15 protein-coding genes are annotated in these 13,799 nt (G+C 73.4%); 8 read left to right on the plus strand and 7 right to left on the minus strand.

Annotation, left to right across the window (positions count from 1 at the left end):
• Positions 1–83 precede the first annotated feature (83 nt).
• From ACN27A_RS02560 to ACN27A_RS02575, 4 genes are all read right to left on the minus strand, one after another.
• Entirely contained in the window at positions 84–1,082 is a 999-nt protein-coding gene (locus ACN27A_RS02560) for an ABC transporter substrate-binding protein (RefSeq protein ID WP_421449507.1), read from the minus strand.
• Positions 1,079–1,873 carry an ABC transporter ATP-binding protein gene (locus ACN27A_RS02565; protein ID WP_421449509.1) on the minus strand — a complete coding sequence of 265 codons (795 nt, stop codon included), beginning with the start codon at positions 1,871–1,873 and terminating at the stop codon, positions 1,079–1,081. The genes ACN27A_RS02560 and ACN27A_RS02565 overlap by 4 nt, the downstream gene beginning before the upstream one ends.
• Positions 1,873–2,883: a FecCD family ABC transporter permease gene (locus ACN27A_RS02570; protein ID WP_421449510.1), complete on the minus strand. Its 1,011-nt coding sequence runs from the start codon at positions 2,881–2,883 to the stop codon at positions 1,873–1,875. The genes ACN27A_RS02565 and ACN27A_RS02570 overlap by 1 nt, the downstream gene beginning before the upstream one ends.
• Before the next feature lie 156 nt (positions 2,884–3,039).
• Positions 3,040–4,329 (minus strand): CobW family GTP-binding protein, encoded by a 1,290-nt coding sequence (locus tag ACN27A_RS02575; RefSeq protein WP_421449512.1) that lies wholly within the window; start codon positions 4,327–4,329, stop codon positions 3,040–3,042.
• A gap of 154 nt (positions 4,330–4,483) precedes the next feature.
• On the opposite strand from ACN27A_RS02575, the gene rpmB reads away from it, so the two are divergent.
• The 6 genes from rpmB to ACN27A_RS02605 all read left to right on the plus strand — a co-directional run bounded on the left by rpmB (position 4,484) and on the right by ACN27A_RS02605 (position 9,248).
• Positions 4,484–4,720: a 50S ribosomal protein L28 gene (rpmB, locus tag ACN27A_RS02580; protein WP_421449514.1), complete on the plus strand. Its 237-nt coding sequence runs from the start codon at positions 4,484–4,486 to the stop codon at positions 4,718–4,720.
• Positions 4,720–4,887: a 50S ribosomal protein L33 gene (gene rpmG, locus ACN27A_RS02585; RefSeq protein ID WP_421449516.1), complete on the plus strand. Its 168-nt coding sequence runs from the start codon at positions 4,720–4,722 to the stop codon at positions 4,885–4,887. Before rpmB ends, rpmG begins: the two co-directional genes overlap by 1 nt.
• Positions 4,887–5,192, plus strand: a complete 306-nt coding sequence (rpsN, locus tag ACN27A_RS02590; RefSeq protein ID WP_421449518.1) for a 30S ribosomal protein S14 — start codon at positions 4,887–4,889, stop codon at positions 5,190–5,192. The genes rpmG and rpsN overlap by 1 nt, the downstream gene beginning before the upstream one ends.
• A gap of 143 nt (positions 5,193–5,335) precedes the next feature.
• A complete protein-coding gene (locus ACN27A_RS02595) occupies positions 5,336–8,005 on the plus strand; it encodes a BTAD domain-containing putative transcriptional regulator (protein WP_421449520.1) in 2,670 nt (889 codons plus the stop codon).
• A 51-nt stretch (positions 8,006–8,056) separates the two neighbouring features.
• A complete protein-coding gene (locus ACN27A_RS02600; protein ID WP_421449522.1) occupies positions 8,057–8,662 on the plus strand; it encodes a hypothetical protein in 606 nt (201 codons plus the stop codon).
• Positions 8,663–8,693: 31 nt separating this feature from the next.
• Complete coding sequence (locus ACN27A_RS02605) at positions 8,694–9,248, plus strand: DUF3558 family protein (protein WP_421449524.1); 555 nt, start codon at positions 8,694–8,696, stop codon at positions 9,246–9,248.
• Here ACN27A_RS02605 and ACN27A_RS02610 read toward each other — a convergent pair.
• Complete coding sequence (locus ACN27A_RS02610) at positions 9,232–9,558, minus strand: hypothetical protein (protein WP_421449525.1); 327 nt, start codon at positions 9,556–9,558, stop codon at positions 9,232–9,234. The genes ACN27A_RS02605 and ACN27A_RS02610 overlap by 17 nt on opposite strands.
• A gap of 271 nt (positions 9,559–9,829) precedes the next feature.
• Here ACN27A_RS02610 and ACN27A_RS02615 point away from each other — a divergent pair, with 271 nt between their 5' ends.
• Positions 9,830–10,264 (plus strand): hypothetical protein, encoded by a 435-nt coding sequence (locus ACN27A_RS02615; RefSeq protein ID WP_421449527.1) that lies wholly within the window; start codon positions 9,830–9,832, stop codon positions 10,262–10,264.
• Positions 10,265–10,286: 22 nt separating this feature from the next.
• Here the strand turns inward: ACN27A_RS02615 and ACN27A_RS02620 are convergent, their stop codons facing one another.
• Positions 10,287–11,078, minus strand: coding sequence for a TioE family transcriptional regulator (locus ACN27A_RS02620; protein WP_421449528.1), 792 nt, complete (start codon positions 11,076–11,078; stop codon positions 10,287–10,289).
• Between the two features lie 58 nt (positions 11,079–11,136).
• Between ACN27A_RS02620 and ACN27A_RS02625 the strand changes: the two genes are divergently transcribed.
• Positions 11,137–12,366, plus strand: coding sequence for an erythromycin esterase family protein (locus tag ACN27A_RS02625; protein ID WP_421449530.1), 1,230 nt, complete (start codon positions 11,137–11,139; stop codon positions 12,364–12,366).
• Positions 12,367–12,427: 61 nt separating this feature from the next.
• Here ACN27A_RS02625 and ACN27A_RS02630 read toward each other — a convergent pair whose 3' ends face one another.
• Entirely contained in the window at positions 12,428–13,771 is a 1,344-nt protein-coding gene (locus ACN27A_RS02630) for a PHB depolymerase family esterase (RefSeq protein WP_421449532.1), read from the minus strand.
• Between the last annotated feature and the right edge of the window lie 28 nt (positions 13,772–13,799).

Raw genomic sequence — 13,799 nt, forward strand, 5'->3', positions numbered from 1 at the left:
CGCCGGTCGGCGAGGGCCACCACCGCCTTTCGCCGGATCGTGGGCCGGTCCGCGTCACGTGCGCTGATCTGCGGGCTCCACGGTCAGGACTGCAGGTCGCGCAGGTACGCGGCGAACTTCTCCAGCCCGTCGACGTTGCGAGGGCTGCTGATGCCCTCGTTGTAGTCGAGGATGAAGAAGCGGTCGTTGACCACCGCTGGCAGATTCCTGGTCTTGGGCGACGTCTTCAAGAATTTGATCTTCTGCGCGGCCGGTTGATCCTGGTAGTCGAGGATGATGATCACCTCCGGTCGGGCCTGGACGACCGCCTCCCAGCCGACCTGCGTCCAACGGCCGTCGAGGTCGGCGAAGATGTTCCGGCCACCCGCGAAGGAGATGATGTCGTTCGGCGGCACCTGCCTGCCGGCCGTGAACGGCTGGTCGGTGCCCGAGTCGTAGAGGAACACCGGGGTCCGGGTGCTCGGAGCCTGGGTCCTGACCGCCCCGACGCGTCGCTTCAAGTCGGCCACCACGGTGGCGGCCCGCTGTTGCACACCGAAGATCTGGCCGAGTCGCTCCAGGTCGGTGTAGAGGCCGTCGAACGGGGCGTGCCGCTCGGGGTGGTTCGGATAGTTGAAGCAGGACTCGGCGTGCATGAAGCTCTGGATGCCCAGCCCGTCGAGGATCTCCGGAGAGGTGCCGCGCTTGTCGCTGAGCCCGGAGTTCCAGCCGGCGACGACGAAGTCGGCCTTGGCCTCCACCAGGAGTTCCCGGTTGAGCAGGTCGTCGCTGAGGAACTTCACCTTGGCGTACTCGGCGGCCCAGGGGGACTCGGTCACCGGCGGATTGGCCGGAGGCATCACGTATCCGTGGACGTGCTCGGTGAGGCCGAGGGCGAACATCTTGTCGGCGCTACCGCCCTCGTAGACGACGGCGCGTCGCGGGGTGGTGTATTCCACCGGTTCGCCGCACCGGTTGACGGTGACCTTCCGCACCCCGCTTCCGCTCGGTTCGACCTCGGCGCCACAACCGGCGAGCAGCGCCGTGGCGGTCAACGACGCCAACGCGGTACGGACTGCGGTCCGCCGCCGGGAAACGTTCATCTGGGGATTCCTTTCGAAGATTGTGCTGAGTCCAGGGAATAGAGCAGTTGTGGATCACCGGTCAGCGGGTGCGTCACGACGCTGACCACGACGCCGAACACCTCGCGGATCAGATCGGCGGTCAGGACCTCGGCGGGAGTTCCGGTGGCGACGAGCCGGCCTCCGGACAGCACGCCGAGCCGGTCGCAGGCCGCTGCGGCGAGGTTCAGGTCGTGCAGCACGACGAGGACGGTGAGCCCTGAGCCGCGCAGCAGGGACAGCAGTTCGATCTGGTGCCGGACGTCCAGGTGGTTGGTCGGCTCGTCGAGCACCAGGACCTGCGGCTCCTGCACGAGGGCGCGGGCGACGAACACCCGTTGCCGCTCACCGCCCGACAGCGCGAGCATCCCCCGGTCGGCCAGGTGCAGCACGTCGAGCTGTGCCATGGCCCATCGACACAGGCCCCGCTCCCGCTCGCTGAGGGGCTGGTTGCCGCGCAGGTGCGGGGCACGGCCGAGAGCCACCGTCTCGGCGACGGTGAAGTCGAGGTCCGTGCCGCCGTCCTGGGTGAGCGCGGCGACCGACCTGGCGCTGCGGCGCAGCTTGAGGGTGGACAGGTCGTCGGAGCCGAGCCACACCACGCCGCGGCTCGGCCGCAGCGCACGGTAGACGCAGCGCAACGCGGTCGACTTGCCGGATCCGTTCGGTCCGATCAGCCCGACGATCCGCCCGTCCGGCACGTCGAGCGACAGGTCCCGGACGATGACGTTCCCGTCGATCTCCACCGTGACGCCGTCGAGTCGAAGCTCCATCACCGGCCGCCGAACAGGTAGCCACGGCGGCGCATCAGCGCGAGGAACACCGGTACGCCGATCAGAGCGGTGATCACGCCCAGTGGCAGTTCCCGGGGAGCCACCAGGGTGCGGGAGACCAGGTCGACCCAGACCATGAACACGGCACCGGCCAGCGGCGCGACGACCAGCACCCGGTGGTGCGAGGCGCCGACCACGATCCGGACCAGGTGCGGCAACACCAGGCCGACGAACGCGACCGCTCCGCTGACCGCCACCAGCGCACCGGTGACCAGTGAGGTGACGACGAACAGCCGCCGACGTGCCCGGGTGGTGTCGACGCCCAGACTGAGGGACGCCTCGTCGCCGAAGGTCAGCACGTCGAGGGTGCGGCTGTGCCGGTGCAGGACGACCCCTCCGACGAGGACGGTGGCCGCGGCCACCGGCAGGCCGCCCCAGGTCGCCGCGCCGAAGCTGCCCATGGACCAGAACAGCATGGTGGCGGTCGCCTCGCTGTCCGGAGTGAAGTAGATGATCACCGCCATCAGTGCCTGGAAGCCGAACGACATGACCACGCCGGTCAGCACGAGGCGCAGAGGCGTGATGCCGGTGCGGCTGTACGCGGCCAGGTAGACAAGCGCCGCGGCGGCCATCGCGCCGAGGAAGGCGCCAGCGGAGACCGCGTAGATGCCGAGCGCGCCGAGCCCGCCGGCGACCGTGACCGAGACGGCGCCGACCGAGGCGCCGGAGGAGACCCCGAGCACGTACGGATCGGCCAGGGCGTTGCGCACCAGGGACTGGATCGCCACACCGACCGCGGACAGGCCCGCCCCGACGATCGCCGCGAGCAACACCCGTGGCGTGCGGATCTGCCAGATGATCTGGTACGTGGTCACCTCGTCGGCGTGGATGCGGCCGCCGGTGAGCGCGGCCCAGAGGTACCGGGCCGTCTCGCCGGGCGCGATGGCGACCGGTCCGAGGCCGATCACCACCACGAGCGAGACGGCCAGCAGGACCAGCAGAGCGGCCACCGTGCCACCCGTTCGCCGTGACGGACGAGGGGCGCCGGCGGCAGGGGCGTCCGGGTCGACCACGAGGCCGACGGTCGTGGAGAGCGTCACGCCGAATCACTCTCCCGGTAACGAAATCCATTGTCAAATGCGTATCGTGGCACGTGAACTGGGCGTTCAACCCGTGCCGCCCGGGCCGTGCCTGGACGGCTCCGCCCCGCCGAGGGGGAAGCAGCCGGCGAACGGGTCGTGGTAGGTCCGCCAGACCTCCTCGCCGTCGGCGAGTTCGGCGTCGGTCAGCAGGCAGTCGGCGAGGGCGCGGTGCAGCGCGACGGGATCGACGTCGAGGCCGATGAAGACCAGGTGCTGGTGCCGGTCGCCGTAGTAGGGGTCCCACTCCAGGGCGGCGGCGAGCCGGCGCTGATCGCAGACGTGCTCCCAGCCGGGTTCGGGGAGGCTCACCAGCCAGTGCCCGAGGGGCCCCATCGCCAGGCCGCCGCCGGCGAACTCCCAGGCCACGACGGTGTCGGGTTGGCTGGCCAGCCAGAGGTGGCCCCGGGAGCGGAGCACGTCGGCGTTCACGTCCTCCAGGACGTCGTGCAGCCGCCGCGGGTGGAACGGGCGACGGGCGCGGAAGACGGCGGAGACGACCCCGCAGTCGGCCTCCGGCTCGTGCGTGCCCAGCGCGAAGCCCTGTAGGCCCCGGGCGAGGACGCCGGGGGTCTCCGGCCGGTGCCGGTGGGTGTGGCGCAGTTGGCGGGTGAGCGCGTCGGCGTCGACGAGATCGCCGTCGACCCGGAAGTGCGCCGCCCACGGCGCCATCCGCTGGAGCAGGACCGCGATCCTGCCGGTGTCGAACTCTCCCTCCCGGGACCGCCCCCAGAGCACCAGGGTGTCGGCGTACTCGATCTGCCGGACCACGACGTCGGCGAGACCGCGGTGGTCGTCCTCGGCGGCCTGGATGCCGAGCGTGGCGAGGTCGTCGGTGCTGGCCAGGCCGTCGAGCAGGTGCTCGGCGTCGAGGACGGTGACGTAGGAGTCGACCCGGATGAGGTCGGTGACCGGTGTGCCGTCGACGAGGTGGTGGGCGCAGGCGGCGGCGACCGCCTCGGGTTCCACCACCTCGGGCAGCATCAGCACCAGGTCCCGGCCGGGGTTGTCCCGGGTGAGCCGGGCGAGGGTGGGCAGCACGTCCTCCCGCAGCGTGCAGGAGGCGCAGCCGTGCGCCAGGGCGATCCGCTCGTCCTCGACGATGCCGGTGCCGGTGCGGACCACCCGGCGGACGACGCCGTCGCGGATGCCGGCGAGGTCGTGTCGCACCAGCAGCAGCGACGGGTCGGCGGCGAGCAGCGTACGGGCGACGGCGAAGGTCGCCGCCGGCCAGAACCCGGACAGCACGGTCAGCGACGGGCGGTTACCGGCGTCGGCCGTCTCGACGCGGATGGGGGCCTGCGGGGACGACGTCATCATGTTCCTCTCGGCTTAATGGAAACGATTGTCATTCTAGGCAGACGGCGGTCGCTGGCGCGAGTCGCGACCCGGCGCGGATCCGCCCGGACGAATGGTGTAGAAATGAAAACCGTTGTCATTCCCATGCATCACCTGAGAAGGAGCGACCACCGTGTCCAGACGTTGTGACGTCACCGGCGCGCGTCCGAGTTTCGGCAACGCCGTGTCCCACTCCCACCGGCGCACCCGCCGCCGCTGGAACCCGAACCTGCAGAACCACCGCTACTGGCTGCCGTCGGAGCGACGGTGGGTCGGCCTGACCCTGACGGCCAGGGCACTGAAGACCGTCGACCGCAAGGGCATCGAGCGCGTGGTCGCCGAGCTGCGCGGCCGGGGAGTGCGGCTCTGATGGCCCGGCAGACCGACGTACCCCCGATCGTCCGGCTGCGCAGCACCGCCGGCACCGGCTACACGTACGTGACCCGCAAGAACCGCCGCAACGACCCGGACCGGCTGGTGCTGCGCAAGTACGACCCGGTCGTACGCCGGCACGTCGAGTTCCGCGAGGCACGCTGATGGCCCGCAGGAGCCTCGGCCGTCGGCAGGCGCGCCGCGAGACCCTCGTCGCCCGGTACGCCGAGGCGCGGGGCGAGCTGAAGCGGGCGGTCGCCCACCCGGACACCGACCCGGACGTACGAGCCGACGCGGCACGTCGACTCAACCGCCTGCCCCGGGACTCCAGCCCCGTACGACTGCGCTCCCGCGACCAGATCGACGGCCGCCCGCGCGGCGTGCTGTCCCGGTTCGGACTGTCCCGGGTGCGGTTCCGCGAGCTGGCCCTGCGCGGTGAGCTGCCCGGGGTGCGCAAGGCGTCGTGGTGACGTCACCGCACCCGCCCGCGGAGGGGCGGTGGCGCTCGGTCGCATCAGCCTGCGGACGCAGCGCCGGCCTACACTCCTGGCCGGTCCTGCGGCAAGCTTGACCGGCGCGCCAGGATTGCGCCAGACACGAGGCGGAGGTGCGCGTGCGGTTCGAGGTACTGGGCCCGGTGCGGGTGTGCACGCCGGACGGCGAGGCGGCCCTGGCGCCGAAACCACGGGCACTGCTCGCCGTGCTGCTCGCCGCGGGCGGCCGGTCGGTCACGAGCGAACGACTGCTGGCCGAGCTGTGGCCGGCGGGCGTCCCGTCGACGGCAATGGCGACGTTGCAGATGCACGCCTCGGCGCTTCGCAAGGTGGTGGGCGACCGGTTGCGCACCACCTCCGGCGGCTATCGGCTCGATCTGACCGACGCCACCCTCGACGCCGCCGAGTTCGAGCAGACGGGTGCGCTCGGGCTGTGGCGTGGCGACGCGTACGACGGGGTGCGGGCCGGACACTGCGTGGCAGCGGCGGCCGCCCGGCTCGCCGAGCTGCGGCTCTCGGCCCGGCTCGACTGGGCGCGGCGGGCACTGGCGGAGGGCCGGCACGTCGCGGCGGCCACCGAGCTGGCCGGTTGGGTCGCCGAACAGCCCACCGCCGAGGGGCTCGTCCGGCAGTTGATGCTCGCGCTGTACCGGTCCGGCCGGGCCGGCGACGCGCTGACCGCGTACGACGAAGTCACCGCCGCCCTCGGCGAGCTGGGCGCCCACCCCGGCCCGGAACTCGGCGCGCTGGCCGCCGCCGTACGCCGGCGGGACCCCACCCTCGACCGGCCGGCGCCCGGGGTGCCCGCGCGGCGCAACCGGTTCGTCGGCCGCCGCTTCGAGTTGGACCGGGCGATCGACCTGCTCGGCGCCGCCCGGCTGCTGACCATCGTCGGACCGGGCGGCGCCGGCAAGACCCGGCTCAGCCTGGAGCTGGCTCGCGAGGTGGCCGAGGACCACGACGCGGTGCACGTCGTCGAGCTGGCCGAGCACCGCGACGGCCCGCTCGACGCCCGGCTCGCCGCGGCCACCGGCATCCGCGAGGAGCCCGGCGTGGCGGTGCGCGACACGGTCGTCCGGCAGCTCACCGGCCGCGTCCTGGTGGTGCTGGACAACTGCGAGCACGTCCGGGCGGACGCGGCGGCACTCGCCCACGCGCTGCTCGCCGCCTGCCCCGGCCTGCGGCTGGTGGCGACCAGCCGGGAGCAGCTCGGCCTCAGCGGGGAGGTGATCCTCACGCTGGGCGGGCTTGCCACGCCGCCCGTCGGCGCGACCGATCCACGCACGGACGCGATGCGGCTGCTCGCCGACCGGGTGGCCGCGGCGCGCGGTGGCGCCGGACTGGCCCCGGCCGAGCAGCCCGTGGCCGCCGAGCTGTGCCGCCGGCTCGACGGGCTGCCGCTCGCCATCGAGCTGGCCGCCGCCCGGCTGCGCGCGGTGCCGCTCTCCGAGATCATGTCGCGCCTCGACCGGCGTCTCGACCTGCTGACCGGCACGTCGCCGGTGCCCCGGCACCGGACCATGCGAGCGGCCATCGACTGGGGCTACGACCTGCTCGACGAGCCACAGCAGAAACTGCTGCGGCAGCTCGGCGTGTTCGCCGGCGGCTTCGACCTGGCGGGCGCGGCCGAGGTGGCCGGAGCGGACCCGCTCGACCCGCTGACCCAGCTGGTCGACCGGTCCATGGTGGAGTTCGGGCAGGGCCGCTACCGCCTGATCGAGACCATCCGCGAGTACGCCCGCGAACGACTCGACCCGGTCGAGCGGGCCGAGGCGTACGGTAGGCTGGTCGCCGGCTGGGAGCGCCGGCTCGCGTCGCCGCCGCCGCTGGACGGCCCGGCGCACACCGAGTGGCTGGCCGGCATCGGCGCCGAGCACGACACGATCGTGGCCGCGCTCGACTGGACGCTGCGCGACGGCGACCCCACGAAAGGGCTGGGCATCGCCGCGGCGATGTGGTGGTACTGGTGGGTCGCCGGACGGATGGCCGAGGGCCGGGCCTGGCTCGATCGCGCGCTGGCCGCCGCCCCGCCGGCACCGTCCGCCCTGCGCGCCCGGGCGTTGCGGGCCGCCGCGGCGCTGGCCCGCAACTCCGGTGACCTGCCGGCGGCCCGCCGGCTGGGCGAGCAGGGCCTGACCACGTTCCGTGAGCTCGGCGACCGGACCGGCATGGTCGCGGCGCTGAACAATCTGCTGATCACCGCTCAGGCGCAGGAGGACTACCCGGCATCGCTCGCGTTCGGCTACGAGGCGCTGCGGATCGCCGAGGACCAGTCCGACGCCCGGATGGTCGCGGCGGCGTCCAACAACACTGCGGGAACGCTGCGCTGCATCGGCCGCCTCGGCGAGGCGGAGGAGCTGTTCCACCGCGCGCTGGCGGGGTTCCGCGCCCTGAACGACCGGCGCGGGGAGGCGGCCGCGCTGACGAACCTGTCCACCATCGACCGGCGCCGCGGCCGGCCCACCCCCGCGCGATCGGCGATGCGGGAGGCCCTGGCGATCTACACCGAGCTGGGCATCGCCGAGGGGCAGCTGGACGCCGTCGAGGGGCTGGCGCAGCTCGACGTCCTCGACGGTGACGCGGCGGGCGGGTTGCGGCTGCTCGCGCTCGCCGAGCGGGAACGCTCCGCGCTGGGCGCCCCGAGCTTCACCCCGGACGAGATCGCCGACCGCGACCGGGCGGAGGCCGAGGCCCGGGCCCGGCTCGGGCCGGCGGAGGTGGCGCGCGCCTACCGGGAGGCGGACGCGACGACGCTGGCGGAGGCGGTGGCGGCGCTGCTCGCCGGCTGAACCCGGCACGACCTTTGGGCTTCCTTTGGCGCCGCCGTCCATCCTTCCGACGTGATCCGACCTACCAGGCCAGCGGCCATCTCCCTGCTCATCGCCGCGACGATGTCGGGGTGCGCGGCGACCGGGCCGACCACTCGGGACAGCGACGCCGACGCGGTGGCATCCGTCGGCCCGTCCGCCGCGACCGCTACGGCGCATTCGGCACGGCCGCCGTCGCCAGCCGGGACGGAGCCGGCGCCGACGCGGCCGGCCGCCACGGAGCCCGCCGACGGGAAGCCGGCCACGGCGAAGCCGTCGCACCCGGCCACCACGCCGGTCGCCGGCCCGCGAATCGTCCACCTGCGCGTCGCCCGGCAGCCGAAGTGCGCCGAGGGCACCGCCGTCTTCCGCGCCGACCCCGTGCCCCTGGTCATCGAGTGGAAGATCACCGGCGCCACCGGCGGGGCCCTGTCCGTGGACGATCCGACGAACACGCCGGGCACGTACGGCCCGGTGGATCTCGAAGGCTCGCAGGAGTTCCTCTTCTCCTGCACCGGCGACGTCGGCAGCACCGAAACGCACACCTACGCGCTCTACACGGTCGGTGGTGGGCCCGTGCGGTCCGCGACCGTCACCGCCTCGGCCAAGGTGCTCGACAAGGGCCTCGGCACCAACTGACCCGCATCCCGTACCCCTGCGAGGAGACCTCGTGAAGCACCGATCCGTCACCCTGGCCGCACTCGTCGCCGTCTGCCTCACCGCGGGCTGCGACCTCACCGGATCCACCACCGCCGGCGACTCACCGACCGCGGACGCCACGCTCGCGCCGCCCGCCGAGGCCGCCTCCCCGACGCCGGCCGGGACTGCGGACGGCGACCCGGGTGCGGTGCGGGGAGCCGGCGGCATCCCCGACCCCTGCACCCTGCTCACCGAGGCCGAGGTGGTCGACCTGACCGGCCGCGAGGTCACCCGGAACGACGAGGACGGCGGCGACGCTGGCGACGTCACCCGCTTCTGCCAGTGGCAGCAGAACCACGGCCAGCTCACGATCTTCCTGAGCCGCACCACCGCCGCCGACTTCGACGTCACCGTCGCCGCGGCCAGGCCGGTGGACGGGGTCGGCGAGAAGGCGTACTGGCACTCCGGGCACCTCTACGTCCTGCACGGCGCCCTGCAGATCGACGTCTACTCCCGCGGCGGCTCCGACGCGCAGGACCTGGCCGACGCCGAGCAGGTCGCCAAGGTCGTCATCCCGCGCGTCTGACGACGGATCGCGGCCAGCCCTCGACGTGGTAACCGCCGAGGAACGCGATGTTGGCGATGACGGCAGCGAACATGGCGAAGCCGATGAGCGCCCCGCGGCGCAGCTTCCCGCCCCAACCGTCCGGGCCGAGCTCGGTCGGCTCACGGCGCTCGGTGCGCCGCACGACCCACCGGTAGACGACCACGCCCAGCACTGCCGTCACCGCGCCGATCACCAGGGTGAGGAGGAAGCTGCCCTCGACGGCGGCGACGCTCTGCCCGCCGACGAGGGCGACGGCGGCGACGGCGAGAAGCTGTGTGACGAAGCGCATGACGACTCCTTCGCAGACCGCGACCGGAGCGCCGCGGACACGAAGAAACCTATGGAGTTCCGCCGCCGCAATCGTCCCCGTGCGGTGGACACTTGCGGGTAGCTCGCACGGGGGACAAGACCCCTCCGGAGTCCGGAAACCCGGTCGGACATGGCAGGTCCGCCGCTCGCCGCGCCCCGTCCCGACCACCGCCGACGGTGACGCGGTCGACCCCACGCCGGGCAGGACGGCGTCCCCGGAGCCGGGTCGCGAGGGTGGCTAGCATCTGCGCATGACGTTCTGGGTGCACTACGTGGTCCCACCCGGGGTGGCCGCCGGGGGCATGCTCACGCCCCCGGGCGACGACGTCCTCGTCTTCGCGCAGACGGTAGAGGTGGGCGGGCGGGACCGGACCGTCGAGTTCTCCGTCCTCGCCGCCGGCGACGGGATCGAGGTCGCCACGGACATCGACTGCACCGCGTTGCTGCGGGGACGGGCCGAGGAGGTGGCCGTCGTCCGGGCCGTCGACGGCCTGGTGCTCGAGCACGCCGCACAGGCTGTCCGGATCCACGAGCTGCTGCTGCACCGGTGGTACGCGGTCAGCTCGGTGTCGCACCGGGCGTCGCTCGTAGCGCTCCGGCGATGGCTCACGGCTCACGACCCGGCGGGCGACTACTGGCAACTGCTCGTACGGCCGGGTGAGCGGGCAGCGGGTGGCCCCGCCTGAGTGGCGGTGAGGCCGAGGACGATCAGGCGGACTCACCCGGCGGCCGGACCGGATCCGTGGCCGGCGGGGCGGTGCCGGGGGCGCCCGGCCCGTCGTCGGGCGGGACCGGTCGGCAGTCGAGGTAGGCGTCCAGGGCGGCGGCGCCGGTCAGCATGGCGCGGCTGCGGGCAGCGAGGCGGGCGCGCCAGTCGCGCAGCATCGACCCGAGCGGCGCGACGCCCCCGGCGGAGCGGACCTGGGCGATCAGCGGGGCGATCTGCGCCAGCAGGTAGCCACCCCGCCTGAGCTGGTGGGCCAGCCGGGCGTCGCGCACGTCGGCGGCGCTGTAGACCCGATAGCCCGTCTGCGGATCGCGGCGCGGCTGGAGCACGCCCGCGCGTTCCCACTTGCGCAGGGTGGCCGGGCGGATGCCGAGCCTTCTCGACAGGGGACCGACGAACGTGTTGCTCCGTCCCTGCGGCACCGGGTCGAGGGCACCGACAGCGGCTTCGGCGGCCTGGAGGGTGCGGCGGTCGTCGAGGAGCTGCGCGTGACTCTCGTCGACGAGCCGCAGGGCGTCCTCGGTCGCGCCCCGGTTGACCGCCTGCATGATCGACGTGGCCGTCGCATGCCCGTGTCCGGGCACGAGGGCGAGGAACGCGCGCAGTGCCTGCGCGTGCAGCGCCGTGTAGGTGCGGTAGCCGTGCGGGGTGCGGTCCGCGGCCGGAAGGATGCCGGCCGCCTCGTAGTTCCTGACCGCCTGCGTCGACAGGCCGTGCGCGCGCGCCAGGTCGACCGGCCTGAGCCTGCCACTGCTTTGAGGGTTTGGCGTCATCACTCTGCTGATATCGGAGAGAAGTTTGCACCGTCGGTTCAACGATACCGTTGAGGGCATGACTGCTGATGTCGCAGACGCCGCCCGTGCCGTCGACCCCGCTGCCGTCATGGCGTTGCTCCCGGGCAGGCCGCGGCTGCTCGCCCTCGGCGAGCCCACCCACGGCGAGGACGCCCTGCTCGACCTGCGGAACGAGCTCTTCCGGCAACTCGTCGAGCGGGAGCACTACCGGACGATCGCGATCGAGAGCGACTGCGTGATGGGGCTGGTCGTGGACGACCACGTCACCTCGGGCACCGGCCTCCTCGACGACGTCATGGAGCGCGGGTTCAGCCACGGGTGGGGCGCCTTCGCCGCCAACCGCGAGCTGGTGCGCTGGATGCGCGCGTACAACGACGGGCGGCCCCCGGCGGAGCAGGTGCGGTTCGCCGGGTTCGACGGCCCGCTGGAGATCACCGGCGCCGCGAGCCCCCGGCAGGCCCTCACCGCACTGCACGCCTACCTCGCCGCCCGGGTCGACGCCGACCTGCTTCCCTGCGCGGCGGAGACGCTCGACCGCCTGCTCGGCGCCGACGAGCGGTGGACCAGTCCCGCCGCGATGACGGACCCCTCCCGGTCCGTGGGGCGCACGCCCGACGCCGGCCGGCTGCGGCTGCTCGCCGACGACCTGGTGGCCCTGCTCGACGCGCAGACGCCACACCTGATCGCGGCGTCCACACCGGAGGAGTGGCACCGGGCACGCCTGTACGGGCGTACCGCCGTCGGCCTGCTGCGCTACCACCACGCGATGGCCGACCCGTCGCCGAGCCGCATGGCGCGGTTGCTCGGCGTGCGGGACTCCATGATGGCCGCCAACCTGCTCGCCATCGCCGGACGAGGGCCGGCGCTGGTGAACGCCCACAACGGCCACCTCCAGCGCAACAGGAGCAGCATGCGGATGGGCGGACTGCCGGTGCAGTGGTGGAGCGCCGGCGCGATCGTCGACGCCCACCTGGGCGAGGAGTACGCCTTCCTCGCCACGGCCGTCGGCGCGATCCGCCACCAGGGAGTCGACGCCCCGCCGCCGGACACCGTGGAAGGGCTGCTGTACGCGCTGCCGGCGGAGCGTCACCTCGTCGACGTCCGCCGACTGGCCACCGCCCTCGCCGGCACGACGCCCGCCGCCCGGGTGTCGCCCTGGTTCGGCTACGCCCCGCTCGACCCGGCCCACGTGGCCGACACCGACGGGATCCTGTTCGTCAGGGACGCCGGGCGGGGCCAGGCTCCGCCGGCGTCCGGCAACGACTGACCGGCACTGGTCCGGGCCTGCCGCCGGGGCGGCGCCGGGTGCCGGCGCCGCCCCGGCCGGTTCAGGCGGTCGCGCAGGTGGCGCCGTTGAGGGTGAACGAGGCGGGCCGTCCCGTGTCGCCGGTGTGAATGGCCTGGAAGCCGACGCTGACCGACGTGCCGGGGGCGATGGTGGCGTTGTAGGAGACGTTGCGGGCGGTGACCGCGCCGCTGGTCGGGGCGTACGTCGCGTTCCAGCCGTTGGTGATGCTCTGGCCGGCGGGCAGCGTGAAGGCCAGCGACCAGCCGTTCACCGTGGTGGTGCCGGTGTTGGTGACGGTGACCGAGGCGGTCAGGCCGGCGTTCCAGGCGTTGACCGTGTAGCCCACCCGGCAGGCGCCCGGCGAGGGCGGCGGAGTGCTGGGCGGGGGAGTGCTCGGCGGCGGGGTGGTAGGAGGCGGCGTGGTGGGAGGCGGCGTGGTCGGCGGCGGCGTGGTGGGGGGCGCGGCGGCGTCGAGGCCGAAGAAGCGGATCGCCTGCGCGGCGTCGACCGGCAGGTTGTGCGACACCCCCTGCATGCTGATCGCCTCGACCGGCGCCCGGTCGCCGCTGCCGCCGTAACGGGTGCGGGTGTAGCCGGCCTGCGGACTGTCGGTGTACGTCGGCGTCTGGCTCAGCCCGTGCACGTCGGTCCACTGCTTGATCTGCTCGCCGAAGTTCGGGTAGCGCAGCACCTCGTCGTTCGTCCCGTGCCACGTCTGCATCCGGGGCCGGCGCCCGGTGTGGCCCGGATAGGCGTTGCGGACCAGGTTTCCCCACTCCCGCGCGGTCCTGGTGACCTGGCCGTTGGCGCACTCGCTGTTCCACTCGGAGCCGTTGGTGGTGGCGAAGCAGCCGAAGGGGACCCCGGAGAACGCCGCACCGGCGCTGAACACGTCGGGGTAGAGCCCGAGCAGGACGTTTGTCATCATCGCGCCCGACGAGATGCCGGTGGCGAAGATCCGGTCGGGATCGACGGCGTAGCGCTGCCGGACGTGGTCGACCATCGACTTGATGCCCACCGGGTCGCTGCCGCCGTCGCGGCGCAGCGCCTGCGGGGAGGAGACGTCGAAGCACTGGCTGCTGCGGGTCACCGACGGGTAGACGACGATGTAGCCGTACCGGTCGGCGAGCGCCGCGTACTGGGTGTTGGCGTACATGGCGGGGCCGGTGCCGGTGCAGTAGTGCACCGCGACCAGCAGCCCCGGCCGGGGCGCGACGGAGTCCGGCACGTACAGGTACATGCGCAGGTTGCTCGGGTTGGGGCCGAAGCTCGTCACCTCGGTCAGGGTCGCGGCGGACGCCGGCGGGGCGACCGCCACCGCCGCCAGGGCGGTCAGCGCGGCGGCGACCAGGGCGGCGCCCAGCACTCGGAGTCTGGTCCTCATGGGTGGTTCCTCTTCCGCAGACGGTGGA

The organism is Micromonospora sp. WMMD737, assembly GCF_049179055.1.
GTDB lineage: Bacteria > Actinomycetota > Actinomycetes > Mycobacteriales > Micromonosporaceae > Micromonospora > Micromonospora reichwaldensis.